This window comes from Deltaproteobacteria bacterium, assembly GCA_016180845.1.
Lineage (GTDB): Bacteria > UBA10199 > UBA10199 > JACPAL01 > JACPAL01 > JACPAK01.
Window position 1 is genome coordinate 18,553 of record JACPAK010000006.1, and the last position, 24,458, is coordinate 43,010.

The following is a 24,458-nucleotide window of genomic DNA, read 5'->3' on the forward strand; positions in this document are numbered from 1 at the left end:
CTCAGGAGAAACTTCTCCAGGATCTGAAAGAAGGGGCACGCAAGGAACGCCTCGCCTCAGCCAAACCGATCACGGAATCAGCTCTTCTCGAAATGAAATTAAAAGTTGCCGAAGCACGCCTTCGCGAAAAAAGGATCGGGGAAGAGCCGATCGATCGAATGAGAAAACAGGTCTGGGGATGGGAAAAAGTCTTAAGCCAAGTCGATCGGACGATCCAGGAAGGTTATCTCCTCGCCTTTCTCTCCGAATTGGCGAAAACGAGGGCTCGAGAGGCGTTGCAAAAACTGGAGCAGGAGACCCCTCAAATCCTGGAGGAAAAGAGACAAAAAGAAGAGGCGCTTCAATTCCTCCTTCGCGAGGCGATCGATCCGGATCTCAAATCCTTGAAAACCGCCCTCTTCAAGGAGCAACTCTTCCAGCTCGAAAATCGGCCTAAGGCTTTAAGACGTGAGGCCCAGATGGCGAAGCTGACGGAAGAACTTTCCTCCCCCTCTCAAAAAAGAAAAAAGCTCTACGAAGTTGCCCAGAGGGAAAAAAATCTCCTGGAGATCCTCACAAAAGAAAAGGAGCTGCTTTCCACAAGAAAAAGGAATTACGAAACACTGCAGACAAAGGTCAAGTCGGAGGCAGAATTAACACCACAGAACCCCTCCAATGGATTAAAGATCGGGATGAGTCTCGAATTCCCCCCTGAGATGCAGGAAAAAATAACCGCTGCTGAAACTCTGCTCGCGCTCGTGACAGGGGAGGAGCAGCGACTCGATCAGGGCCTTCAGAAACAGAGGGAATTAGTGGAGCTCGTTGAAGAGAGACTTCAGGAAAAGAGACTCTCCCCTGTCGGAGAGGTTGTCAATCAAGCGATACAAAAGTTGAAAGAAGTTTATCGAAAAATCATTCAGGCAATCCAAACGGTCTTTAGATTGGTAAACTCCTGGATCCCGAAAGATGATAATTCGCGACCAAGACCGGAGCGTTTGGTCCCGCCGAAGGGGAGTCTTGGATCTGATTTCGTCATCCCATTGATAAAAACAGACCCCGCATCGATCTTCGCCGCGAGTCGTTCTGCCTTTTCGAGATCCCTCGTCCAGAGACTCGCACCGAGACCATAGGGGGTGCGGTTGGCCAGTTCAATCGCCTCCTCTTCATCCTTCGCGACAATAAGTGAGGCAACAGGACCAAAGGTTTCTTCTTCAAACGCCGCCATTCCGGGCTGGACCTCTCTCAAGACCGTCGGGAGATAAAAATACCCCTTTCGGGAAAGTCGCTCCCCCCCATACAAACAAACAGCGCCACGCCTTTTGGATTCGTCGACCTGACGACTCAAGTTCTGCAAAAGATCCTCACGGGCCATCGGACCGATATTCGTTTCACGCGACATCGGATCGCCAACACGTTGTCCCTCTACCGCTTTTAAAAATCTTTCCTCAAACCCTTTCGCGATCGATTTGGTCAGAATAAACCTCTTCGCCGCGATACAGCTCTGACCGCAATTGAGCATGCGCGAACGCAAGGCCCAGGGGATACATTTTTCAAGATCAGCATCGGGAAGGACCACAAAGGGATCCGAACCACCGAGTTCCAACACAACCTTCTTGATCGCACGACCGGCGGTTGCCGCTACGGCGCTGCCGGCCCTGTCACTTCCAGTCAGAGAAACCCCACGAATCTGGGGAGATTCGATCAACTGGGCGACATTTTCATTGCTGCAAAAAACTGATTGGAAAACCCCTTTTGGAAATCCCACTTCATGGAAGAGGCGTGAGATCGTGGTCGCACATCCTGGGACATTCGGCGCATGTTTCAGGATCATGGTATTCCCTGCCATCAGCGCCGGAATCGAACAACGAAAGACCTGCCAGAACGGAAAATTCCACGGCATGATGATCAGGATCACACCGAGCGGATCAAACCGGACATAGCTCTGGCTCGCATCCGACTCGATCCTCTGCGGTTTCAGAAAATTCTCCGAATGCTCGGCATAGTAGGTACAACCCAAGGCGCACTTCTCGATCTCCTTCTCCGACTCGACGATCGTCTTCCCCATCTCCTGCGTCATGAGAGAGGCAAACTCCGCCTTCTGGGCGGTTAACTTTTCCGCCATCTTCAGGAAAAGCTGGCGGCGTTTCTCAAAAGAGGTCTCTCTCCAGCTGAGAAAGGCCTGATGGGCCTCCTCAGCAGCCGCCTTGACCTCGATCCAATCGAGCTCCGGATAGCTCTGGATCAGTTCCTCAGTCGCAGGATTTAGGGTTCTGTAGGTCATGATGGGCCGTACGATAATCTTGGAGGAGATAATGTCAATAGCGGTAGCAACCAACTCCCTCTTTTGCCGATAAATCAGAATGTGCAAGTCTCTGAAAATCCAGTCTTATTGTTTATAGACACCCTGGCTACCGGGATTGGAACAGTCGGCGGTGGGCTCATGGCACTCCGACAGTTTGGGAGCACCTCTTCGCTTTCCGTATCTCACCCCTCTCACAAGAGTCCTCTGATCCATCTCGCCATAGCCAGCACACTCTGGCACGGCCTGAGATCGGTCGGACATCTCTCCTCTGCTGAATCGAACGGGGAAAAAGCAGTTCAGGAATGGTCCAGGGTCCTCGGTGGTGTGAGGAAAGTGGTTATCGTCCCGAAGGGTGAAACGCTTGTTATAAAAGACGGTAATTGTTCAGGGGTATTTGACTATGCAGAGAGAACCGTCCTGCTTCAGGAGGGGTATCACGATCCGATCACCGTGATCTTCCACGAGGCGATGGGGCATGGGATCGAACTCGGAAACCAGGAGATCGAAAGTCTGATTGTCCTCACCATGAAACTCGATGGCCATCTCTTGGGCGATTATGCCGTAAAATCGACGAGGGAATTTCTCTCGATGGGGGTCGAGCGTTACGTACGCCATCCCGAAGATCGTCAGTTTTATCCGCATCTCTATGAACTGATCGATCACCTCCTGCTGCTAGAACCGGCCCGGATGCCGGCGCACGCCTCTCGACTCGATATTGTCATCCCGTCATTGATTTTGGCTATTTTCTATGGAACTTCCCCCTCCCATTCAGAGAAGGAAGGAGAATAACAGATGGTATCTGTAGAAAACAGGCCGATTCTCCATAAGGCTCAGCTCATCGATTCTCTTTCCGAGGGGATCGGCATGGCAGCAACAGTCGTCGGCCTCGCAGGTCACTTCACCTCTTTGACCGCCTTCTACCCCCTCCGGTTTATTTTTAAATTAGGGACAGCCGCTGCAACAGCAACACTCTTGTGGAACGGATTTCGATCGGGCGATCGATTCTTCACACAAAAAATAGAGCAAAGTCGGGATCGGGTCACTGATGGACTCTTCTTCGGTGGTGCCATCACAGGACTGGGCGGTCTCCTTTGTGCCAGTTTCCGCTCCAAGAAAGCCTTTTACTTTAATGTAATCGGATCGATGATTGATCTGATCAACTGGGATCAACTCAGAAAAAAACATGAAGAGAATCCCGAACAGGTGACCACCGGACAGGTCTCGATCCAGCTCGGGCTCACCTTTTTATTTTCGATACCGATCGGTCAAAGGCCTCCTCCTGGCGTCAGAGAGGTACGGGTCCCTTATCAACGAACCCCACCTCTCGATACTGAAAAACCACTAGGTAGCGGATGTTTTTCTGATGTTTATTCAATAAAAAACGATGGCGGTACCTCTCAGGGCGCTGTCAAAGTGGCTTGTCCACGAGTCAGAAATCCTCTTACAAACCTGGCTATAAGACAGACTATCGAACATGAGATCGAGATCATCGCCCCTCGAATTATGCCACTCAACTCACCCTATCTCGTGAGGATCGAGGGATGCGTTCAATACTCCTTTGGTCGACGCGGGATGATCATGGAACGACTTCAGGGAAATACGCTGCAGGTCCATCTGGGTGAGAGAGGAAGACTCCCTGTTCATGCATCCGTCGATCTGTTTCTCGATTATGCACGAGGTGTTCGTGACCTTCATCGTGTCGGCGTTATTCACAGGGACCTCAAGCCTTCCAGCCTTTGGGCTCCGGAAACAGGTCCTGGCAAGATTCTGGATTTTGGTTTGTCCGCCATCGTCAATCCCCGAACCGCTCGCATCGCACCACGAGCCGATGATGGGACTATCCGCTACATGCCTCCTGAGGCCTTTCCGGTGTTAAGAAGAGAGGATGCCCAACTTCAACATTACAGTTACCCCTCCGATATATTTTCTCTCGGGGCCAGCTTTTACGAATCATTGACCGGTACGATGCTCTACCCCAATGGTGTCTTTGATCCGCGGCATGCTGTTCTTGTCCATTTGGCAAAAACAACCCCCCCTCCGCCACTTTCCTGTCGTTTTGGTATACGAATTGAAAATGAGATGCAGAGAGTTGCATTTTCCGAACTGAATCAGATCATCCGAAAATCGGTCGCCTATTATCCGAGGGACCGTTACCAAACCGCTAATGAATTCATCGAAGCGTTGCTGGGCTGGAAATCACGACACGGAACTGTTGAGTTTGTTCCGTAAGAGCAGATCGCTCCGCATGCCGTTGAAAGCGCCCCATGGCGCATTGATCAAGATTTCTTGGAACGAATCGTTTTTAGGGCTAGCTCAAGGACTGGAAGTGCCGCTTTATTTTGCGCACGAGTCAGGGCCATTTTTAGTCGTTCTAAAGGAGGTTTCTCCAACAATATTAAGGTGTGGTAAACATCAGAGCGTTCAAGGTTTGGGTATTTTTTACAAATTTTGTCCACTTCTTTCTGGAGTTTACGAACATGTAAAATAGCGCGGTTTTGCATTGAGAGAAATAATAAGATGGATCTCTGACATGTGTCAACCTGATGGAAGCCCACTATTCCGCATGCCGCTGAAATCGTCCCATGGCGGCATTGACGAGAAAGACAAAGAGGAAGACACCGACAAAAACCTCACTCATCGCCAAAAATTTACCCAAGGCGGTCACCGGAACAATATCGCCATAACCGACTGTCATCAACGTCAGCATGGAGTAGTAAAAGTGGTCGAAAAAGCTGTCGGATCTCAGATTCAGGACTTCATAGCGCGTGTTCAAAAAGTAATAAGAAAAGGCATAAATCAGCAAGACATCGACGAGTGAAAAGAGGATCGCGACAAAATGCCAACGGGTCCGTTCACGATCCGGAACCTGAGCGGATAAAAGTCGAAGTCCAAAGAGGAGCGACATCGCATTCAGGGCGATAATCTGCAGGATCCTGACCACCCCCAAAAAAAGCAAAAACCAACCGACGAAACTCAAGATCTTGCTTAAAAAGATCATCAGAATAATCAGGGATGTCGTTGAAACGAGATAGATCTCCAGATGCCTGGGGCGTAGATTATCCCGATCCAGCCCAAAGAGCCTCAGGAGCCGAAGCATGGTCCCCTGGATCAGGGCATCGAAGAGGACAAAAAGAAAACCAAGGATCAAGGAATGAAATTCTTCCGCGCGCTTCCGAATCATGGGGCCAAAATATAGGGCATCGGGAGAATGTCAATGAGAGCGAATAACGGGCAAGGAAAACTGCTTCTCATAGAAGAAAAATGATTCCGAATATCGTTTCTCGCTTGCATTGCTTTTCAAAGGGGCATAAATTATCCACAAGTATTATATTTTTGATAAATATTATGGAAAATATTGAAAAAGACGAGTTATTAGAATGTGATAATAGCAATTATAATGATGAAATCTTGGGCAATCTGACCTCGATTTATAACCTGCTTGTAAGAGAGCGGATCTATTTAAAATTTAAAGAGGTTCAGGACAAAATCGCTTCACGCGACTTTTCGGATCGAGCCTTGGCAGCGCTGAATATCGGTTTTCGCGAGGCCCAAAAGCTCTGTAAAGATCATCATGACCTCACACAACAGGCCAAGATTCTTGAAAAAATCCAAATAGCCGCTGCGGAGGCAGAGCGGTTTGCCGCCTTTACAAAGGCAGACCGTCAGGCGTTCTATTACAGCCATTTAGCCCAGAAAATCGCGGACATATCCCGCTCCTACTTCCATAAAAACAAGGAAGTCTCTGATGCTGCTTAAATAAGTCGCACTGGGGGGTGAAAAATCCCCCAATTTGTTCCTTTTTTGAACGATCTTCCAACAGCCATCGGGTGGTCCAAAAATAAAAATTTATTATAATCAATAACTTATAAAAATAACCCGCCGCGGTCCCGATCTTGCTTCCTTACCTCTGGCATGAGACGGAGCTTTTTATTAATATTGATTATATTGAGTTTAATCCCTTTCCTGAACCAAACTGGTTTCAGGGAGGTCATGGCGCCGGTCGACGTTGTCCTCTCGGTTGATGGGGGTCGTCTCTCGGATCAGCTCAAACTGGAGGTGGCTCGAACGGTCCATCAAGTCGCCGAAGAATATCAGATAGACCCCCTGCTTATCCTGGCGATTATGAAGGTCGAAAGCTCCTTCCGCCCCAATGCCGCCTCCCACCGTGGGGCGGTCGGACTGATGCAGATCAAGACGATCGCCGCCCGTGAGGTCGCCAAAGAGCTTTCCTTAAAACCCAATATCACCGCGAACGCCCTCTCTCAGCATGAACTCAACATCCGGATCGGTGTTCATTATTTCGCCTCTCTGCTGAAACGCTTTGGGGGAAATGTCTGGAAGGCGCTTTCCGCCTATAATCGTGGCCCAACCGCTGTTGCAAAAAACTTTGGGAACCAACATATCACGAAGGGAAGTTATCCAGGAAAAGTCCTGAAGGTGTATCTCGCCTATTCTAAGCTTCGAAAAGAACCGATTCTAAAGAGCTAGTCTGTCATTATCCGAGACAGTTTGGTGATGATTTATGACAGGTCCTTGGCACAGCCACTCAATCAAGTTGAATAATTCCCGACAGATAAGAAATCGAATCCCTTTGGCATAGCCTTTGCTAGTTCTAGGGCAGAAAGCGTGGGGTATTTTTATTCCTTTAAGAAAGGGGGGCTTTATGAAAAGAAATTTTTTCTTTTTTATTTATTCCCTTGTTGGGTTTTGTCTCCTCTCTGGAGTCTCAGCAGCTCAGGAACCATCACAGGAAAAGGAGACCTTTAAGATCCTCTGCGGGGGAACGAATCTTGAGAAGGCGACCACGATTGAATTCAATAGAGACTATAAACTCTGCCACCACCTGAAAATGGGTCAGGCAGAGTATTTTCGAATCCATGTAGGCCCTGATGTTGCTGTGACCCTGGAGGCGAGAACCTTCGATAAAGGGATTGCCTGGAATAAAAATCAACGGGTCACGACCTCCGAACCGTTTGCAGGCCTCCAACTCCTAGATGAAGAAAAAGAGGTCCTGCAGTCTCTCGAAATCGCGGGCATCCCTCAAATGACCCAAAAGGTCTCCTTCCGAAATCGAGGAGCCAAAGGACGGGACTATTATGTCCGGGTTGGTAGCGAAAAGGGATCGATCCATAAAAAGCATATGGCCTTCAAGGTCACAACAGTCCCCTTCGCCCTCGGAGACCTGGGAACAAATCAGGACTCAGGGACCTCTGCGTTGAGTGCCTTGTCCGTCATGCCGGCTCAGCGTTACTCACACAATTTAATTGGTGGAGGGGATAATAAGGATCTCTTCTCTTTTGCCGGTGGAGAGGACGAATGGTACACCGTCGCGATCCGGAGTAAAGAAGAGATAACATCTCCGATCAAGGTCCAGGTCTGGACCCTCGACAAAGACAAGAAGAAATCAATTATCTCCTATGTTTCTGGGGGAGCTCAGGTGATCACGGAAAGCTTCGAGATCCCGGAAGATGGAGTCTACTTCATCGAAGTCACTCCAACAATGCCCTTGGAAGAAAACGGTCTCTACACCTTGGAACTCATGCCTGCCTTGGGACGAGGCAAGGAGCATTTCGTCGGAACGACCTATATCGAAGAATAAAATTTTAACTCGAGAAAGGAGGGTCTCTCTATGAAGTCTCTGAAAACCTGTCTTGGTCAGATTGGAGTTGGTATTGTGGTTCTATTTCTCTTGGCATCCATTGGGTGCGAGAAACAGATAAAGCCGGCTCGTGTCATTTCACCTGGGGATGACAACACGAAACTCTGCAAACAAAGCTATCTGGACTGTCGAAGCAAGTGCTACCCGGTAGAGGATGATGAGGACAGATACCACTGTGCCGACTTGTGTGAAAAAGACGTCGATTCATGTCTGTTGCAGGCGAGAAATATGGAGAAATAAGCAAGCAGTCTTTTCGGAGGAAAGGAATGACCAACGGCGCGAAACGAGGTGGAAATGACAAGACGCACTGTGTCTATAAAGCCACGTGTCTATCAGGCCTACCAGCGGAAGGATCTCGATATCCTTCCGGAGCTCCGTGGTCTTCCTCCCTCCGAAATTCTTGCAATGAAAGCGGTTTCGGCGGTCCTTCCCTTTCGAACCAATAATTATGTCGTGGAGGAGTTAATTCGGTGGGATGAAATCCCTGAAGATCCGATCTATCAACTCACCTTTCCCCAAAAGGGAATGCTCACAAGGAAAGATTTCAAAAAAATGATACCGCTGATTCAAAATGACTCTCCCCCCGAGATGGTTGCCCAGGCGGCCCTTGAGATCCAAAAGCGTCTGAATCCCCATCCTGCCGGTCAAAGGGAACTCAATGTTCCTACCCTCCGTGGGAAACCACTGCAGGGGGTACAACACAAATATCGTGAAACGGTTCTCTTCTTTCCGGAACATGGGCAGACCTGCCATGCCTATTGTACTTATTGCTTCCGATGGGCCCAGTTTGTCGGAAACGAAGATCTAAAGTTTTCCAACAATCAAATAGATCTTCTCGTCGACTATCTTCTTCACCACGAAGAGGTGAGAAATGTCCTTTTCACAGGGGGCGATCCCCTCATCATGAAGACATCCGTATTGCGTCGGTATATCGAACCGCTGCTCATCCCGGAGCTTGAAAATCTTACGGCGATCCGAATCGGGACAAAGGCAACCGCCTACTGGCCCTACCGATTCCTCACCGACTCGGATGCCGATGACCTTCTTCGTCTCTTCGAGGAAGTCGTCGCCTCAGGAAAGCATCTCGCACTGATGGCGCATTACAGTCACCCACGGGAACTGGAGACACGAGAGGCGAAAGAGGCGATTCGAAGGATTCATGGCACGGGTGCCGTCATTCGATGTCAGTCGCCCATTGTTCGACATGTTAATGATACCGCCGGGACATGGGCACAGCTCTGGAGAGATCAAGAAAGCTTGGGCGCTATTCCATATTATATGTTTGTGGAAAGAGATACCGGTCCCCGCAATTATTTTGAGATTCCGTTGCTGAAGGCCTACGAGGTTTTTCAAGGGGCGTACCACCAGATCTCTGGACTCGGAAGAACCGTGCGAGGTCCTGTCATGAGTGCCACTCCAGGGAAGGTGGTCATCGATGCGATTTGTGAATTAGCTGGCGAAAAAGTCTTTTCGCTGAAATTTATTCAAGGAAGAAATCCTGACTGGGTTGGGAAACCTTTTTTTGCGCGATTCGATCCCAAGGCAACCTGGTTTGATCAGTTACGCCCTGCCTTTGGCGCCAAGAAGTTCTTTTTTGATACTGATTTCAGCCACTTCGAAAAGGAGGTTGTCGATAGCTCTCTCAATTTGTTACACTCCCCCCGCGATCGAGGATAGGAGGCCTCCAGTTTATGGATACTGTCCTTGGAGAACGTTTCCAAATTATTAGACAGTTAGGAAAAGGGACAAGGGGAGTGGTCTATCTTGCCTCGGACCGACAAAAAGGGAGACACGTCGCCCTCAAGCTTTTCTCCTCACCGGAGTCAGGCTCTTTTGAAGAATTTCAAAATGAATTCTCAGTCCTTTCGCACCTAAAAAATCCCTCTCTCGCGGAGATTTACGACTTCGGTTTTGATCCGAATTCCAAGGGGTATTTCTTGGCGGAGGAATATTTTGAAGGAGAACCGATCTCCAGTCTCTCCGGAAAACTCGACTTTCAAAGACTCGCCGAAATCACCGCTCATCTCTGCCTCGTCCTTCAATTTCTTCACAATCAAGGGATCTTCCATGGAGATCTTAAACCAACCAATATTTTGATGAAGGGAAACGAAATCAAACTGGTCGATTTTGGTCTTTCAGGTCACATGGCGCAACACTCAGAAAAAGAAAGGACGGAAACTGTTTCGGGCACCCTTCCCTACATGGCCCCTGAACTCTTTATGGGGGGATCGGTCGATGGACGCTCCGATCTTTATTCCCTCGGCGTGACCCTCTATGAAATGATTCAGCGGGTTCCTCCTTTTGTTGCCCCAACCATTCCAGCGATCGTCGAAAAACAGCTCTTCGAAACACCGATTAATCCGATTCGTGAAGGGTCAAAGATTCCGAAGGAATTTGGTTTTCTTATTCTCAAACTCCTCTCGAAAGACCCGAGCGACCGTTTTGAAGAGGCGAATGACCTGATCCGGGCGTTAAATCTGCAGTTTGGGTTTAATTTTCCTCTCGGTCCCGAAAAGCCGGCCCTTCCACCGGAACGACTTCAGGAGCTGAAGAAAAAACATGTCGATCGGCTCTACGAACAAGCGCTCCGCTATTACAAAGGAGGAGATGACCCCACCTCCCGTAAACTCTTGGCCCAAATTTATTATCGACAGGGAAATTGGGATGAGGCGTTAGCCCTCTTGGAAGGACTTACAGGGGCCTCTGTGGAACTTCTGAAACTCCAAATAGGACTCCAAAAAGGGGAGTTTGAAAAAGTCCGTCGAAAGGCAGAGACCATTCGTCTGGAAGAGTTGAGCTCAAAAGAAAAGGGGCTCCTTTATAATACCCTCGGGACGGCGCTCCACTACCTCGGTTATGACGCCGATTCCGAAGAGGCGTTTCAAAAAGAATTCGCAAACTACGAAGAAACAAGAGATCGAGCGGCACGCGCCGCCTTGTTGAATAATCTAGGAAATTTACGGATTCGTGAGAAAAAATGGGATCAGGCCTTTCCCCTCTACCGTGAGGCGGTAACCATCTGTCGGGAACTGGGAGATGCCGCTCACGAGGGGCTTTTTCTCACAAATCTGGGACACGCCTATCAGCTCCATCACAGTTACGATGAAGCAATCAAGGTCTGCCGCGAGGCAGAGGCACTTTTGGATGCGATCGGTCATCGGTCCAGTGCCGCGAAGGTCAAAGGCCACCTTGCCAATATTTTTATTGCCACCGGCTCTCTGGAAAAGGGGGAAGAAAAAATCAAGGAGGTTCGGCAGATCGCTGATGAAAAAGGAGATCGGTTTCTTTTCGCCCTTTCTTGCCTCCTCGAAGGGGATCTCCAGAAGAAGAAAGGTCAGCGTGACAAGGCCTTGGCCGCTTATCGCCAGGGGAAGAAGTTTTTTCATGAACTCAAAAATCGCCTCGAAGAGGAGGAAATCGAAAAAAATATCAAAGAGCTTCTTCATGAAGAGAAGGAAATCAAAAAAAGCGAGGTCTCTGAAATTGTCAGCATCCCCCTCTTAAGGCGCGTCTTGGCCATCAACCGTCGTTTGAGCCTTATTCATAACGTCCAGGAGATTTTAGAAACGATTATCGACTCCATGATCGAATTTACCGCAGCGGAACGAGGCCATCTGATCCTGAAAGAAGGGGAAAAATATCAGATCAAAGTCACACGAAATATCAACCAGATCGAGACGGAAGACGAGGGCTTCTCAATCTCCCTGGTAGAAAGAGTCCTCAAAACAGGCGAACCGATCATGACTTTTGATGCGATGACCGATGAGCGCTTTTCCCTCTCACGATCGATCCATAAGTTGAAACTCCGCTCCGTGATCTGCTTCCCGCTTCGAGTCCGGGAAATGGTTATTGGAGCGATCTATCTCGACAATCGAATCCAACGCGGCGCCTTCTCAGAATCTACGAAGGAGTTGTTACAAGCCTTCGTGGATCAGGCCGCCATTGCGATCTCCAATGCCACCAGCTTTGAAGAGTTAAAAAAAGGTTCTTCGGAACTGATGAAGGCACACGAAAAAATTCAGCAGTCAAAAGAGGAGATTGAGAGACTGAATCAACAGCTCCAGGAATCCCTTTCAAAAAAGGAAATCGAATTGCGTGAAGCTCGGCAGTCCCTCGCCTCAAAACAGGCGGCCCTTGAGTTGAAATATCGATATGACGAGATCATCGGCCGTTCTCCGCGAATGTTGGAAGTCTTGAAGATCCTGGATCGTGTCACCGACAGTGATGTTGCTGTCCTGATTTTGGGAGAAAGCGGGACAGGAAAAGAGCTGATTGCCCGCGCGATTCACTTTAACGGACCTCGTTCCCAGGCCCCTTTTATACCGGTCAACTGTAGTGCGATTCCGGAGACACTCCTGGAAGCGGAGCTTTTTGGTTATATGCGAGGCGCTTTTACCGGTGCTGTTCGTGATTATGGAGGGTACTTTGAAATGGCGGATGGAGGAACCCTCTTTTTGGATGAGATCGGAGATATGAAACCAACCATGCAGGTCAAGCTCCTCAGGGTTCTGGAGGATGGTGTTGTCCGAAGGATCGGTTCTGAAAATTCTGTCAAATTCAATGTCCGCTTGATCTGCGCCTCAAACCGCGATCTTAAGGCAATGGTTGCTGAACAAAAATTTCGCGAAGACCTGTTCTATCGGATTCAGGGAATCTGCCTCAGTCTTCCCCCTCTTCGTGAAAGGATAGAGGACCTCCCATTTTTGGTCGATCATATCTTGGAAAAAATTGCGAAGGAACGAAAAGCCAAGAAAAAAGTCATGAGCCACTCCGCCTTTAACCTTCTCGCTTCTCATCCCTGGCCAGGGAATATCCGTGAACTGGAAAATGCGCTTGGAAGCGCCTGCCTTTTAGCATCCGGGAATCGTATCGAGGCCTCTGATCTCAACCATAAACAGGAACTCTTCCAAAAGCGCGAGGCGGCGGTGATTACCCCCACTGAGAACTCATTCAGGGGATCGATTAAAATATTTGAAAAAGAGATGATTCAGAAAGCGCTCGAGGAATTTCAGGGAAATGTCAGTCGTGCCGCAAAAAAACTCCAGGTTGCCCGCCCCCAACTCTCCCGCATGATCAAGAAGTATGGATTAAAATAAAATTTCTACGCCGCCTTTTTGAGTTTCTCATCCAACATCGGAAGGATCATTAAGGTCAAACCTGCCAACCGGATCCTTCTTTGAATCGCATACGGCGTGTAGTTATGAAGAAGACGATGGTACCACTTCGGTTGGTGAAAGACGATTTCTCCGGCAAAAAAGATCGGGCGTTCATATTTTTTTGACAATTCAATGCAAAGCTCCGAGGCATCGTCGACGACATCCGTCCCGATGCGATACGCCGTCTCCGCAGGGATCCCAAGATCATTCGCAAGATGGACATAATGTTCGAGGGCCTGCTTGGTCTCATTTTCCAGCTCCTCGACATAATGCCCGCCTGCCTTGAACATCGATGAATCAATCACCCCCACCGACATGAAAACGACATTCTTGAAGATCTCCCGAAACTGGCGCAAGACTGTCAGAAAAATATGGACACCGAGGCCGGTGTAACCATTCACAAGGATGACCGCTGTCGGCTGCTTCGGATCGAAGGGGATCACCTTCTTCGGCAGAAGCTCCTCCGGGGGGATATCCTCAAAAATCTTGTCGACCTCACGGATGAGAGAAACAACCCCTCGGTAATGCCTCCGGATCGCAAAACAGATCGCGATACAGAGGCAGGTGATCAGTGCGGTAATCCAGGCCCCTTGCCCGAACTTTTCAACGATCATGACAATCAGGATCGAAAGACAGAGAATCAAACCGATGCCATGAATGATGATATCCCTCTTCCAGGCCGGCTGGGTATGTCGGGAGCGAAGCCAGAACCGGACCATCCCCATCTGGGAGAGAGAAAAAGTCAGAAAGACATTCACGCTATACATGACGACAAGGGTCTGGATGGAGCCTTGGGTGTAGCCCAGCAACAGAATCGACGCGACCCCCATCAACAAGACCCCATTCTGCATCGAAAGCCGATCGGAGAGGGTCGCAAAACGCCTGGGGAGCCAGGAGTCAATCGCCATATTGGACATCACGCGCGGCCCATCAATAAAACCGGTCTGTGCCGCTACAAGCAGCAAGAGCGCCTCGGAGAACATCGTTATCATCACAAACCACGAACCGACCGGGGCGCCGTAAAGCGTGATGTTGCCAGCGAGGTTGTAGGCCAAAGCGGCGTTCAATGTCTGCCCCGCAACCGGCACAATGTCGACCAGCATGAAGCAGAGCAGGAGCCCTGCCGCCGTCACGGCGAGAGAGATCGCCATATAAAGCATTGTTCTTTTACCGGTCTCCACCTTTGGTTCGCGAAAAATCCCGATCCCGTTCGAGACCGCCTCGATCCCGGTATAGGTTCCACCCCCAAGCGAGTAGGCCCGCAAGAAAATCAGAAACAGTCCCCACCCCCCGACTTGAGCCATGCCTGTTGAAAAACCTGACTGAACCTCCCCAACCACTTGGGGGAGATCCAGGAGATGAGAGACAACCCCACCACCGATGAGGAAGAGGTGACTGAAAACAAAGATCAGAAAAAGCGGGACGAGGAAGGTGACCGATTCCTTGACCCCCCTCAAATTCAGCAGAATCAGCAGGAGGATCGCAAAATATTCGGTCGGTAATTTATATTGGTGGAGAGAGAGTGGCAGCAGACTGAAGAGGGCATCCCCTCCACCGGCAATTGAAACGGTAATCGTGAGTATGTAATCGACAAGCAGGGCAGACCCTGAGACGACCCCCGCCGATTTTCCCAAGAGCTGGGTCGCCACGACGTAACCACCCCCCCCAACAGGAAAATGCTCGATGATCCGGCTATAGGCATACGAAATAATAAAAACCGTCGTCGCCATCGCCAGAAAGAGGGGAAGGGCGAGGTAGGTATGGTTCCCAAGTTGCCGATACGCCTCCTCAGGACCATAGGCAGAGGAGGAAAGACCATCGGCACCGAGGCCAACCCAGGCGAGAAACGCGATCAGCGATAACTTGTGTGTGATATGGGGATCATGAAGATCCTTCGCCGGACCGATGATCCAGTGACGTAATCGATTCCAGATCATAAATTTTCTAACCCCGTGCGCGCCCGGAGAGATTCGAACTCCCGACCCTCTGGTTCGAAGCCAGATGACTCATCATAGGGGCTAGCGTCGCCCCCTCCACCCCGCCTTGGTAACGGCGGGGAGGAGCCTCCCCCTCAACGGCGCTTTGCGCCTGTTAGAGCATCTGGCTTCTCTCACTACGCGCCCGGAGAGATTCGAACTCCCGACCCTCTGGTTCGAAGCCAGATGCTCTAATCCACTGAGCTACGGGCGCAAAGAGCCTTTCAGTTCTTCCGCTAACGTTATTTATTGAATTTGTAAATGGGATCAAAGGTAGCTCAGCGTCCAGAAGTTCGATGACCTCTTTAGGGTCTTTGGCGTGCTGCTCTCCGTCGTCGAATCAGCGCGTCAAGGCTCCACTCCCCGGCACCGTACGCCGCGAAAAAGAGGAAGATAAAGCAAAGCAGCACGGCCGGCTCGCCGTGATTCTGGATCGGCCAAAAGCCCTGGGGCTGGTGGAATTGAAAATAGGCGACCGCCATTTCGCCCGAAAGAATAAAGGCGATGGGCCGGGTGAATAGCCCCAGCAAGATCGCGACGCCGCCATAGAACTCAAGCATGCCTCCGATCCATATCTGGGACAGGAACTTTGGGTGCCCGCCGAACTCCGCGGGGACGCCACCAAACCAGTCGAACATCTTCATTCCTCCGGCTTGAAGAAACAGCAGACCCGCGACGACCCGCAGCAGAAAGAACGTGATTTGTTTTGCGCGATCCATGGTCATAGTAGCCTCCCTTTCAACATCGAAAAAAGAATTCTGGAATAGAATTTTCTAAGCAACTTCAGAGGGCCTCTTTAAGCTCCCGAGCATTCGGAATCTGCTCCAGTGTCTTCTGAAAAAGTGTATTCAACGACTCTTCGATCTGTTTCAGTTTCTTCTGGCGCATCCCTTCCATCTCAAGATCATAACCGATCTGAATTGTTCGATCTTGGCGGGACATAGTCGCCGGGTCAAAGCTTTCGATAAAGATTTCCAGCTTGCTGGATCCCTTCCCCTTTCCTTTAATGAGCTTCTTCTCAAAGTCGGCATGAAACTCCTTGATCTTCATAGTCAAAGAGACCGATCGACCCGATGGAGGTCTCGAAACGAAACGCAATCCACATGTCGTCAAAAGATTTTTTAATGACTCTTCGAAAATTTGATCCAATGAAGGTTCGGCGAGCAAACGAATCGTCTCTTTCCCCTTTTTCTGGAGCTGTTGGCCGATCGCTGGCTCCTCTCGTTCATCTTTGACACCGTTCCAAACGACCTGTTTTTCCTTCCAAATCGGCGTTGGGCAAAGTTTTGAAATAAAGTCGGAAGGAAGGCTGAGAGTCACTGCCTTCGTCTCCTGACACCAAAGGGAGACTGGACCCACAGATAAAACTAAAATGAGGAGTGCGCTCTTGAGCATTTTCATACTATTAATGCGTGAATGAATAGACGATTTTCGGACCGCTTGCCAGCAGTTTTCGATGGCGGCATGATCCGTGCTTGAAGAAGTGCACCAATTGTGATTATGGGTTTGAGCATGGCCGCATCCGAAAATAAGCTCGTCGTCTTCAAGGGAAAGAACATCCGCCGCACGCTTCATAAAAACGAATGGTGGTTCGTTGTGGCCGATGTCGTCGAGGCCCTTACCGATACCCCAAATGCTTCGGACTATATCAAGAAAATGCGTGGTAGAGACGATGAGTTAGCCAAAGGGTGGGGACAAATTGTCACCCCCCTTGAGGTGGAGACGGCGCCGCTCAAAGGGGCGGAAAGATCGCCGGTGATGCACGAAGGAAACTGGAGATCGAAAGCGGCCGCCGGGTGGTTTCAAAGGGAAACTATCTCCCCGAAAAACCACAGAGGGAAAAACTTGGGAAGCGGTGAAATAACTTAAGGGAATGTAATCCACTCTTGGTTCTACCAATTGTCGTAATGGGTGGGCTATCGGATTCGAACCGATGACCTCCAGGGCCACAACCTGGCGTTCTAACCAGCTGAACTAAGCCCACCATTGTATTAGGGAGAGATACAGCTCTCTCCCTAAACCCTCATCTGATTTTCTCTACCTCACCGCTCGCTTCGGGGACTCGCACGGAGTGAATCCGATGCTCGTCTCCTCACTCGCTATTGGAAGTTCATGGGGAGATCCTGCTTCCCCTTAAAAAACCATCGGACAAGAACGATGTCACCGCCGCCTTCTCCAAAACAGTTCGCTTTCTTACAGATAAGGTGAGGAGGACGCAAGAATTCTAATGTAACTATATGAATTTAAAACAATAATTATCACTCCTCCAGGCGCAACTCACACCGTCTCATGGGCCGATAATTAAGGGGTTATGGCAGCTCCAGGTCCCATTGCGGCAACCAGCGCACGAGTCACTCCAGATATTCAATTAGGAGGAGGTGAGGAACCACAAGCGATAGGGAGGTCGGAGACTCACGATCTCCAAGGAGAAGCTGCCCAGCTTCGAGGTCTCACTCAAAAATCCGGGATAACAGAAGCGGATCAAAAAAAATATATCCGAGACCTTTCGCAAAAACTTGAAGAGGCAGCCCTCTCCGGTGAAGAGAGTGCCTTCCAAAAAGTAAAAACCCTCTTGAGAGGAAAGGATCCGAAAGTAATCGCCCAGGCACTCCATCAAATCCCGACCGATGCGGTCGTCGCACAGATCCTCGTCGCGCTCCAAAATAATCCTTCGCTCTATGCTTCAACACTTGTTTTCTTAGATTTCTTTTCAAATCCCACTGATAAAAATTTATTGAGAGATCGAGCCCTCTCACTGATCGCCGCTATCCAGGTCCCTCAATGCTCTTACGACGCGGAGGCGCAGGTGAGGTTCTCTGTCCTCTCACTGGTTGCGCGAAATGGCTGGAACAATAATTATCAAAATCTCCCGCTCACGACAGGTCCCTATGAAGAAGAGGGAGTTGATATCGTCGCGATCATGACAGGAAAAGAGTTTGATTCCGGTTTTATGATCGTTGCCAAACCAGGTGAGCGTATCACGAGTGAGCACGTCGATCATCCCGGTCGACAACATGAGGCCTACGGCGCTTCTGTGAATACGTCAGAATTGTTTTCCAATTTAAGAAGAGTCGAGCACACAGATAGCCGAGGTCAATTGATCGTTCGAAATTACTATACCGAAGATGATGGTAGTCTTGGGGAGAGTTACGAATTCAGAATTTTCGATTCAAAAGGACAACTCGTCGAGGAGGGGGAATCGATCCGTGATCCCTCGGACCCCTTGCATAAATCTCATTCCACAAGATATCTCTACGATCATGAAGGACACCTTCGTCGCAAGGAAGAATATATTAAAGGAAAACTGTCGCTTTTTCTCGAATACAATGAAGCGGGTGAGGCTGTTAACGCTCAGATTGTCAATAGTCGCTCACCCTCTCATCGCTAAAAATCACTTCCAGAAAAATTTATGCCCCTTTTAATCCTGCTCCTCCTTCTCCAAATCATCTGGTCCAGTTCCTTTGTTGCAATGAAATTTGCGTTGGGCGACATGCCGGTGGGACTCGTCATGATCCTTCGTTACGGCATCGCCTCCCTCTGCTTCTTCCTCTTCGGGGCTTACCGAGGGTTTCATTCATTTTCAAAAAAAACCTGGTTGCTAGTCCTCATGGTTGGTGTCATCACTTTCTCCCTCTCCCCTTTTTGTCAGCTCAAAAGTCTCATGCTGACCCAGGTTATTGATGTCTCCGTCCTCGTTTCGATGGAGCCGTTGATCACAGCACTCATGGCTTCTCTGATCTTGAAAGAGAGGATCGGTTGGGATCTCTTGTTTGTCTTTCTGGTCTCCGCCACAGGAGTCCTCATCCTCTCCGGCATCACGTGGGAAGGTCTTTCAGGCCCGATGACACTGGCCCGTCTCTTCGGAAATCTGCTGTTTCTTGCAGCCCTCGGGTGTGAGGCTATCTACTCCACCACGGGACGTTACCTGTCGCAGAGAGAGGATCCGCTCAAGGTCGCCGCCTGGATGCATCTGGCCGGTTTTCTGGTCAATCTGCTGATCTATTCTCCGACGTTAAGAGAGATCCCCTCCTTCACTGAGGCCAAGTCAAGCTGGACCGCCCTTCTCTTTCTAGCAATTTTCTGCTCCTTCATTGGATATGCCGGTTGGTACCTTTTGCTGAAGAAAATCCCTGCCTCCCGTCTCGCACTCTCCCTCTTCCTCCAACCGGTCATCGGAAGTCTCACCGGATATCTGCTTCTGAATGAAAGATTCACAAAACAGACCGCCATCGGGGCGAGCCTCATCGTATTTACCTTGTTGAGCTGGATCCTCATGAATTATAAATTCCGAAAAGAGGAAAAAGTCGCAACCGATTCCCTAACAACCCGATGTAACAACTAAGAATGCTAACCTTCGCCCCTGCACGTCCCATCACCCTTCAAGAATACAAAAAGGTCATTGGTGCCGATGGGGGAGCACCACTGCCTGGAAAGATACTATCAACAGGGATGCTGGAGTCAGGAATTGATCTTTTTGGCGATGGGGCTGTCGAGGACCATGCGACCTTTCATATTGTTGAGGATCTCGATCGGGATGGAAGGGCTGAAGACTTTTATTTTCGTGTGAATATAGAAAGTCCTGCCCCCTTTCGAGCTACCTTTAGCTTTCATGCGACAACCCGTTGTCGTGGCGATGACTGCCACAGAAATTGGGAACTCTGGGAACGAGAACCCTTTTCCGTTTCAACACGAGAAGGAACCTCTCTCGCGATCTTAAAAGGTGTCTTTCTGGCCGATGTCACCGGGGATGGGATTCGAGATATCGTTGTTTTGACTGACGACACAGGTTCAACGAGGACACTCCAATCTCTTTTTCAAGGGGCAACGATTCTGGAAGGGAAAAAGACAGACTAACCCTTCTTTTTTTAACTAGATCTTCCTGTCAGTTAACAGATATAAACAGATATCGAATCCCTGCCGAGGTGGCGGAATTGGCAGACGCGCTGGACTTAGAATCCAGTGGGCAACCGTGGGGGTTCGAGTCCCCCCCTCGGCACCATGAAGGCAATCATCATTCGACAATTCGGCGAGAGAGACGTTTTGGAATTGGCCGATATCCCAAAACCGAAGATCCAACCGGGAGAGGTTTTGGTAAAAATCGTCGCGGCGGGTGTCAACCCGGTCGACTGGAAGATCCGGAAAGGGCTTCTGAAGGGACGGATGCCGTATGAACTCCCGATCACCCTTGGCTGGGAAGCGTCAGGTGTGATTGACGAGGTTGGTTCCGAGGTAAAAAACTTCGAAAAAGGGGATGCGGTCTTCGCCTACACCAGAAAAGAAAAGATCCACGACGGCAGCTACGCGGAGTTTATCGCGCTAGAACCTCGACACCTCGTTCTCAAGCCAAAGAATCTCAGTTTTGAAGAGTCCGCAGCGATCCCGCTGGCGGGACTCACCGCCTATCAATCACTCTTTGAAAGTCTCCAACTTCAAAACGGAGAAAAGATCCTGATTCATGCCGGCGCTGGCGGTGTCGGAAGTTTCGCAATTCAATTAGCAAAAACAATAGGGGCTTATACCATCACCACGGCCAGTGAGAAGAACCATGACTATGTCCGAAAACTTGGGACAGATGAGGTCATCGACTACACGAAGGAAGATTTTGTCAAAGCGGTTCTAAACAAACATCCCGAAGGGATCGATGCCGTTTTTGATACTGTCGGTGATGAAACCCAGAAAAAAAGTGCTGATGTCCTTAAAAAGGGGGGGAGATTGACCTCACTTCTTGCCCTGGATGAAGAGTTTTTTAAGAAGAAGGGTTTGAAGCCTGGCTACGTCTTTGTTCGGCCAGAGCCGAGCCATCTCGACCGTTTGCGAAAACTCATCGAAGAAGACAGGCTCAAGGTGAGCCTTTTTCAGATCTTCCCCATTTCTGAAGTGAAAAGGGCCCATGAAGCGATTGAAACGGGCCATGTCCGTGGAAAGATTGTGCTGCGAATCGGATGAAAAAGAATGTGGGCGCTACAGGGCTCGAACCTGTGACCCGCTGGTTAAGAGCCAGCTGCTCTGCCAACTGAGCTAAGCGCCCAATGAAACCGTAATAAAAATCCATCAATTCGACTCATTACGGCCGGCAACCTACTGAATTCCCGCTGAGAGTGTCAAATGCTTTGACTCCTTTTTAACCTTTCGATAGCTTCTGAGGACTATGAAGGTACAAGTCCACGACGTTACCGAGATCACCCGCAAGCTCGACATTACCGTACCTGCCGAAGAGGTACGGGTCGCCCTGGAACAGGCCTACTATACGGTCGGCACCAAGGCCTCGCTAAAGGGATTTCGTCCGGGCAAGGTCCCGAAAGAGGTCCTCCAGCTTCACTACCGTCAAGACGCCGAGGAACAGGCGATTCAGAATCTCGTTAATTCAAGTTATCCAAAGGCATTGGAATCAGTTTCCATTTCACCGGTCTCCTACCCCCAGATCGCGGTCCGCCACTTTCGCGAAGGGGAAGATTTCACCTACGAAGCGACGATTGAAATCCGTCCGACGATCGAACCAAAGGGGTACACAGGACTTCCTCTCACGAAAAACAGTATTGAGGTCTCAGAGAAGGAGCTCGAAGAAACGCTCAAACACCTCCAGGAAAGGGCCGCTCAATTAATCCCGGTAGAGGAAAAGCGGGGGGCTCAAGAAAAGGACGTGGTCATTTTCGACTACGAGGCGTTTCATGATGGCAAGCCACTCCAAGGCACCAAGACGGAGGGGTATATTGCAGAGATCGGACAGAAGGCACTCATTGCCGATTTCGAGAAGGGACTGATTGGAATTATGGCCGGGGAAAAAAGACCGATCGACGTGACCTACCCCGGTGACTGGACCGATAAAAATACGGCGGGAAAGACAGTCCGATACGAGGTGACATTGAAGGAATTAAAATCAAAGAAACTCCCTGATCTTAACGATGATTTTGCAAAAGATCTGGGCAGTTTCAACAACCTTCAAGAGCTGAAAGACAAAGTCAAGGCACAGATGGGAGAAGAAAAAGAGATCCGAGAAAAAAACCATTTGGCCCGCCAGGTTGTCGAAAAGCTCCAGGAGAAAAACCAGATCACCGTCCCTCAGGGGATGATCGAAATGGAGTTGGATCTGATGTTTCGCCAGTGGCTCGCATCGATTCGTGCGGAAAACCAATTTACGCAGGAGCAAATTCATGCCGCCCAAGAAGAGTTTTTTAAAAAAAATGAAGAAGAGGCGAAACTCCGCGTGATCGGCGGACTCCTCTTCGACGGGATCTCAAAAAAAGAGGGGATTGCCGTCACGCTCGAAGAGGTCGAAAAAAGGATCGAGGAACTTGCGACTCGATCGGGACAACCTTTTGAAACCTTGAAGAAGCAGTATCAGGAGAAAAACCTCTACCCCGGTATCGAGGCAAGCCTTCGTGAGGAAAAAACCCTTGATTTTGTGCTGTCGAAGGCTAAAATCAAAATGAGCAAATGATGTGGAATTCTAAAGGATTTCAAGCCCTAAGCCCACTCGTCGAAGCACCAACTGCCCAACTCATTCCCATGGTTATTGAGCAAAGTCACCGTGGAGAACGTGCCTACGATATTTATTCACGCCTGCTCAAAGACCGTATTATTTTTATCGGGACACCGATCGCCGATGAAATAGCGAACGTCGTCATCGCCCAACTCCTCTTTCTGGAGTCAGAAGACCCTGAAAAAGAGATATTTCTCTATATTAACTCTCCAGGGGGTTCTGTGACCGCCGGGATGGCGATCTATGACACAATGCAATATGTCAAATGCAATATCTCGACCATGTGCATGGGACAGGCCGCCTCCATGGCGGCGGTTCTTTTGGCGGGAGGCACGGCGGGAAGGAGATGCGCCCTCCCCCACTCACGTATCCTGATCCATCAGCCGATGGGGGGAATCCAGGGGCAGGCGACTGACATCGATATCCAGGCACGTGAAATCCTGAGACTTCGCGAGGAGTTAAATTCGATTCTTTCCAAACACACAAAACAAACCCTAAAGAAAATCCAGCAGGATACCGAAAGAGATTATTACATGACGGGACAAGAGGCTAAAGAGTATGGTATCATTGATGACGTGGTGACATATCGCGAGGATCGACAGAAGAAACCGGAGGCGGTGGATAAAAAAACATGACGCGCAATTTCATTGATGATCCGATGAATCTCTGCTGTTCCTTTTGTGGGAAATCCCAAAAAGAGGTGCGGAAACTTATCGCAGGACCGACGGTCTACATCTGCGATGAATGCATCGACCTCTGTAACGACATCATAGCGGAAGAAAATGCGCGTGCGACCCAGCTCGTTTCAAGGGCGACTGTTCCAAAACCGGCTGATATCAAAAAAATACTCGACGAATATGTGATCGGACAGGAACGTGCGAAGAAGATCCTGTCTGTCGCTGTTCATAACCATTATAAAAGGATAGAAAACCGTTCGACTACCTCTGATGTCGAGCTCCAAAAATCAAACATCCTTTTGATTGGACCAACAGGTTCCGGAAAAACACTTTTGGCACAAACACTCGCCAAGATCCTGAATGTCCCTTTCACGATTGCGGATGCCACCACCTTAACTGAGGCAGGATACGTTGGAGAGGATGTTGAAAACATCATCCTTAATCTTCTGCAGTCAGCTGATTACGACAAAGCCCGCTGTGAGCGGGGAATTGTCTATATTGATGAGATCGACAAAATTTCCCGAAAGTCAGACAGCCCCTCGATTACCCGTGATGTCTCGGGAGAAGGGGTCCAACAGGCTCTTTTAAAGATTATTGAAGGAACAGTGGCGAATGTCCCTCCAAAGGGGGGACGCAAACATCCCCAACAGGAATTTATCCAGATCGATACCACAAATATCCTTTTTATCTGCGGTGGAGCCTTCGTCGGCCTGGAAGATATCATCTCACGACGAAGCGGCTCGCAAAGCATGGGATTTGGGGCCCAGATCAAATCCGCTCAGGAAAAAAACCTGTCCGAGCTTTTGCAAAACGTGCAAACACAAGACCTCTTGAGATTTGGTCTGATTCCTGAGTTTGTGGGTCGGCTTCCGGTCATCGCAACACTCTCTGAGCTCTCCGAGTCTGCCTTGATCGATATCCTGACAAAGCCAAAGAATGCCTTGGTAAAACAATATCAGAGACTTTTTGAGTTCGAACGGGTCAAGCTTAAATTCACCCAAGGGGCCCTGGAGATGATATCCAAAGAGGCCCTGAAGCGAAAATCCGGCGCGAGAGGACTCCGTGCCATCCTGGAAAGCATCATGCTCGATATTATGTACGAAATCCCTTCCCGTAATAATATCAAGGAAGTCGTTATCAACGAAGAGGTTATCCTCAGAAATCGTGAACCGGTTATCGTCTACGAAAAGAAGGCAGAGTCCGCCTGAATATAAGCATTGCCCTTGCTT

The 24,458-nt window shown here is 49.5% G+C and carries 22 protein-coding genes and 5 tRNA genes; 17 read left to right on the top strand and 10 right to left on the bottom strand.

Going from position 1 to position 24,458, the window contains the following annotated elements:
* Positions 1-895: 895 nt before the first annotated feature.
* On the bottom strand, positions 896-2,260 hold the full coding sequence (locus HYT76_08465; GenBank protein MBI2083585.1) for an NAD-dependent succinate-semialdehyde dehydrogenase: 1,365 nt from the start codon (positions 2,258-2,260) through the stop codon (positions 896-898).
* A 108-nt stretch (positions 2,261-2,368) separates the two neighbouring features.
* On the opposite strand from HYT76_08465, the gene HYT76_08470 reads away from it, so the two are divergent.
* Positions 2,369-3,070, top strand: coding sequence for a hypothetical protein (locus HYT76_08470; GenBank protein ID MBI2083586.1), 702 nt, complete (start codon positions 2,369-2,371; stop codon positions 3,068-3,070).
* 3 nt (positions 3,071-3,073) lie between these two features.
* Positions 3,074-4,510: a serine/threonine protein kinase gene (locus tag HYT76_08475; protein ID MBI2083587.1), complete on the top strand. Its 1,437-nt coding sequence runs from the start codon at positions 3,074-3,076 to the stop codon at positions 4,508-4,510.
* Between the two features lie 47 nt (positions 4,511-4,557).
* Here the strand turns inward: HYT76_08475 and HYT76_08480 are convergent, their stop codons facing one another.
* Positions 4,558-4,782 (bottom strand): hypothetical protein, encoded by a 225-nt coding sequence (locus HYT76_08480; GenBank protein MBI2083588.1) that lies wholly within the window; start codon positions 4,780-4,782, stop codon positions 4,558-4,560.
* Positions 4,783-4,835: 53 nt separating this feature from the next.
* Positions 4,836-5,462, bottom strand: a complete 627-nt coding sequence (locus HYT76_08485) for a two pore domain potassium channel family protein (protein ID MBI2083589.1) — start codon at positions 5,460-5,462, stop codon at positions 4,836-4,838.
* 164 nt (positions 5,463-5,626) lie between these two features.
* Here HYT76_08485 and HYT76_08490 point away from each other — a divergent pair, with 164 nt between their 5' ends.
* The 6 genes from HYT76_08490 (at position 5,627) to HYT76_08515 (ending at position 13,036) form a co-directional block, all read left to right on the top strand.
* Positions 5,627-6,037 (top strand): hypothetical protein, encoded by a 411-nt coding sequence (locus HYT76_08490; protein MBI2083590.1) that lies wholly within the window; start codon positions 5,627-5,629, stop codon positions 6,035-6,037.
* A 234-nt stretch (positions 6,038-6,271) separates the two neighbouring features.
* On the top strand, positions 6,272-6,769 hold the full coding sequence (locus tag HYT76_08495; protein MBI2083591.1) for a lytic transglycosylase domain-containing protein: 498 nt from the start codon (positions 6,272-6,274) through the stop codon (positions 6,767-6,769).
* 175 nt (positions 6,770-6,944) lie between these two features.
* Positions 6,945-7,880: a hypothetical protein gene (locus HYT76_08500; protein ID MBI2083592.1), complete on the top strand. Its 936-nt coding sequence runs from the start codon at positions 6,945-6,947 to the stop codon at positions 7,878-7,880.
* Between the two features lie 30 nt (positions 7,881-7,910).
* Positions 7,911-8,180 carry a hypothetical protein gene (locus HYT76_08505; GenBank protein MBI2083593.1) on the top strand — a complete coding sequence of 90 codons (270 nt, stop codon included), beginning with the start codon at positions 7,911-7,913 and terminating at the stop codon, positions 8,178-8,180.
* Positions 8,181-8,234: 54 nt separating this feature from the next.
* Complete coding sequence (locus HYT76_08510) at positions 8,235-9,617, top strand: lysine 2,3-aminomutase (protein ID MBI2083594.1); 1,383 nt, start codon at positions 8,235-8,237, stop codon at positions 9,615-9,617.
* 14 nt (positions 9,618-9,631) lie between these two features.
* Positions 9,632-13,036 (top strand): sigma 54-interacting transcriptional regulator, encoded by a 3,405-nt coding sequence (locus tag HYT76_08515; protein MBI2083595.1) that lies wholly within the window; start codon positions 9,632-9,634, stop codon positions 13,034-13,036.
* 5 nt (positions 13,037-13,041) lie between these two features.
* Here HYT76_08515 and HYT76_08520 read toward each other — a convergent pair whose 3' ends face one another.
* From HYT76_08520 to HYT76_08540, 5 genes are all read right to left on the bottom strand, one after another.
* Positions 13,042-15,033 (bottom strand): APC family permease, encoded by a 1,992-nt coding sequence (locus HYT76_08520; protein ID MBI2083596.1) that lies wholly within the window; start codon positions 15,031-15,033, stop codon positions 13,042-13,044.
* 18 nt (positions 15,034-15,051) lie between these two features.
* Positions 15,052-15,138 (bottom strand) — tRNA-Arg (locus HYT76_08525).
* Between the two features lie 74 nt (positions 15,139-15,212).
* Positions 15,213-15,286 (bottom strand) — tRNA-Arg (locus HYT76_08530).
* Positions 15,287-15,377: 91 nt separating this feature from the next.
* On the bottom strand, positions 15,378-15,797 hold the full coding sequence (locus HYT76_08535) for a DoxX family protein (GenBank protein ID MBI2083597.1): 420 nt from the start codon (positions 15,795-15,797) through the stop codon (positions 15,378-15,380).
* A 58-nt stretch (positions 15,798-15,855) separates the two neighbouring features.
* On the bottom strand, positions 15,856-16,431 hold the full coding sequence (locus HYT76_08540; protein MBI2083598.1) for a hypothetical protein: 576 nt from the start codon (positions 16,429-16,431) through the stop codon (positions 15,856-15,858).
* A 153-nt stretch (positions 16,432-16,584) separates the two neighbouring features.
* On the opposite strand from HYT76_08540, the gene HYT76_08545 reads away from it, so the two are divergent.
* Complete coding sequence (locus tag HYT76_08545) at positions 16,585-16,941, top strand: hypothetical protein (protein MBI2083599.1); 357 nt, start codon at positions 16,585-16,587, stop codon at positions 16,939-16,941.
* 41 nt (positions 16,942-16,982) lie between these two features.
* Here HYT76_08545 and HYT76_08550 read toward each other — a convergent pair.
* Positions 16,983-17,056, bottom strand: a tRNA-His gene (locus HYT76_08550).
* Positions 17,057-17,383: 327 nt separating this feature from the next.
* On the opposite strand from HYT76_08550, the gene HYT76_08555 reads away from it, so the two are divergent.
* The 5 genes from HYT76_08555 (at position 17,384) to HYT76_08575 (ending at position 21,018) form a co-directional block, all read left to right on the top strand.
* Positions 17,384-18,460 (top strand): hypothetical protein, encoded by a 1,077-nt coding sequence (locus HYT76_08555; protein MBI2083600.1) that lies wholly within the window; start codon positions 17,384-17,386, stop codon positions 18,458-18,460.
* Between the two features lie 21 nt (positions 18,461-18,481).
* A complete protein-coding gene (locus HYT76_08560; protein MBI2083601.1) occupies positions 18,482-19,414 on the top strand; it encodes an EamA family transporter in 933 nt (310 codons plus the stop codon).
* A 2-nt stretch (positions 19,415-19,416) separates the two neighbouring features.
* Positions 19,417-19,926, top strand: a complete 510-nt coding sequence (locus tag HYT76_08565) for a hypothetical protein (GenBank protein ID MBI2083602.1) — start codon at positions 19,417-19,419, stop codon at positions 19,924-19,926.
* 62 nt (positions 19,927-19,988) lie between these two features.
* Positions 19,989-20,071 (top strand) — tRNA-Leu (locus HYT76_08570).
* Positions 20,071-21,018, top strand: coding sequence for an NADP-dependent oxidoreductase (locus HYT76_08575; GenBank protein MBI2083603.1), 948 nt, complete (start codon positions 20,071-20,073; stop codon positions 21,016-21,018). Before HYT76_08570 ends, HYT76_08575 begins: the two co-directional genes overlap by 1 nt.
* 9 nt (positions 21,019-21,027) lie before the next feature.
* On the opposite strand, the gene HYT76_08580 is transcribed toward HYT76_08575, so the two are convergent.
* Positions 21,028-21,100, bottom strand: a tRNA-Lys gene (locus tag HYT76_08580).
* A gap of 120 nt (positions 21,101-21,220) precedes the next feature.
* Between HYT76_08580 and tig the strand changes: the two genes are divergently transcribed.
* Genes tig through clpX form a run of 3 tightly spaced genes read left to right on the top strand, consistent with a single transcriptional unit; the run spans position 21,221 to position 24,437 of the window.
* Positions 21,221-22,510 (top strand): trigger factor, encoded by a 1,290-nt coding sequence (gene tig, locus HYT76_08585; protein ID MBI2083604.1) that lies wholly within the window; start codon positions 21,221-21,223, stop codon positions 22,508-22,510.
* Positions 22,510-23,187, top strand: a complete 678-nt coding sequence (gene clpP / locus HYT76_08590) for an ATP-dependent Clp endopeptidase proteolytic subunit ClpP (GenBank protein MBI2083605.1) — start codon at positions 22,510-22,512, stop codon at positions 23,185-23,187. The genes tig and clpP overlap by 1 nt, the downstream gene beginning before the upstream one ends.
* A 23-nt stretch (positions 23,188-23,210) precedes the next feature.
* Entirely contained in the window at positions 23,211-24,437 is a 1,227-nt protein-coding gene (gene clpX, locus HYT76_08595; GenBank protein ID MBI2083606.1) for an ATP-dependent Clp protease ATP-binding subunit ClpX, read from the top strand.
* Positions 24,438-24,458: the final 21 nt, after the last annotated feature.

Bases quoted from the DNA above. Each gene is read 5' to 3' on its own strand.
- HYT76_08465 (MBI2083585.1), bottom strand. From the start codon at position 2,260: ATGACCTACAGAACCCTAAATCCTGCGACTGAGGAACTGATCCAGAGC.
- HYT76_08475 (MBI2083587.1), top strand. From the start codon at position 3,074: ATGGTATCTGTAGAAAACAGGCCGATTCTCCATAAGGCTCAGCTCATC.
- HYT76_08480 (MBI2083588.1), bottom strand. From the start codon at position 4,782: ATGCAAAACCGCGCTATTTTACATGTTCGTAAACTCCAGAAAGAAGTG.
- HYT76_08485 (MBI2083589.1), bottom strand. From the start codon at position 5,462: ATGATTCGGAAGCGCGCGGAAGAATTTCATTCCTTGATCCTTGGTTTT.
- HYT76_08490 (MBI2083590.1), top strand. From the start codon at position 5,627: ATGGAAAATATTGAAAAAGACGAGTTATTAGAATGTGATAATAGCAAT.
- HYT76_08495 (MBI2083591.1), top strand. From the start codon at position 6,272: ATGGCGCCGGTCGACGTTGTCCTCTCGGTTGATGGGGGTCGTCTCTCG.
- HYT76_08500 (MBI2083592.1), top strand. From the start codon at position 6,945: ATGAAAAGAAATTTTTTCTTTTTTATTTATTCCCTTGTTGGGTTTTGT.
- HYT76_08505 (MBI2083593.1), top strand. From the start codon at position 7,911: ATGAAGTCTCTGAAAACCTGTCTTGGTCAGATTGGAGTTGGTATTGTG.
- HYT76_08510 (MBI2083594.1), top strand. From the start codon at position 8,235: ATGACAAGACGCACTGTGTCTATAAAGCCACGTGTCTATCAGGCCTAC.
- HYT76_08515 (MBI2083595.1), top strand. From the start codon at position 9,632: ATGGATACTGTCCTTGGAGAACGTTTCCAAATTATTAGACAGTTAGGA.
- HYT76_08520 (MBI2083596.1), bottom strand. From the start codon at position 15,033: ATGATCTGGAATCGATTACGTCACTGGATCATCGGTCCGGCGAAGGAT.
- HYT76_08535 (MBI2083597.1), bottom strand. From the start codon at position 15,797: ATGACCATGGATCGCGCAAAACAAATCACGTTCTTTCTGCTGCGGGTC.
- HYT76_08545 (MBI2083599.1), top strand. From the start codon at position 16,585: ATGGCCGCATCCGAAAATAAGCTCGTCGTCTTCAAGGGAAAGAACATC.
- HYT76_08555 (MBI2083600.1), top strand. From the start codon at position 17,384: ATGGCAGCTCCAGGTCCCATTGCGGCAACCAGCGCACGAGTCACTCCA.
- HYT76_08560 (MBI2083601.1), top strand. From the start codon at position 18,482: ATGCCCCTTTTAATCCTGCTCCTCCTTCTCCAAATCATCTGGTCCAGT.
- HYT76_08565 (MBI2083602.1), top strand. From the start codon at position 19,417: ATGCTAACCTTCGCCCCTGCACGTCCCATCACCCTTCAAGAATACAAA.
- HYT76_08575 (MBI2083603.1), top strand. From the start codon at position 20,071: ATGAAGGCAATCATCATTCGACAATTCGGCGAGAGAGACGTTTTGGAA.
- tig (MBI2083604.1), top strand. From the start codon at position 21,221: ATGAAGGTACAAGTCCACGACGTTACCGAGATCACCCGCAAGCTCGAC.
- clpP (MBI2083605.1), top strand. From the start codon at position 22,510: ATGTGGAATTCTAAAGGATTTCAAGCCCTAAGCCCACTCGTCGAAGCA.
- clpX (MBI2083606.1), top strand. From the start codon at position 23,211: ATGAATCTCTGCTGTTCCTTTTGTGGGAAATCCCAAAAAGAGGTGCGG.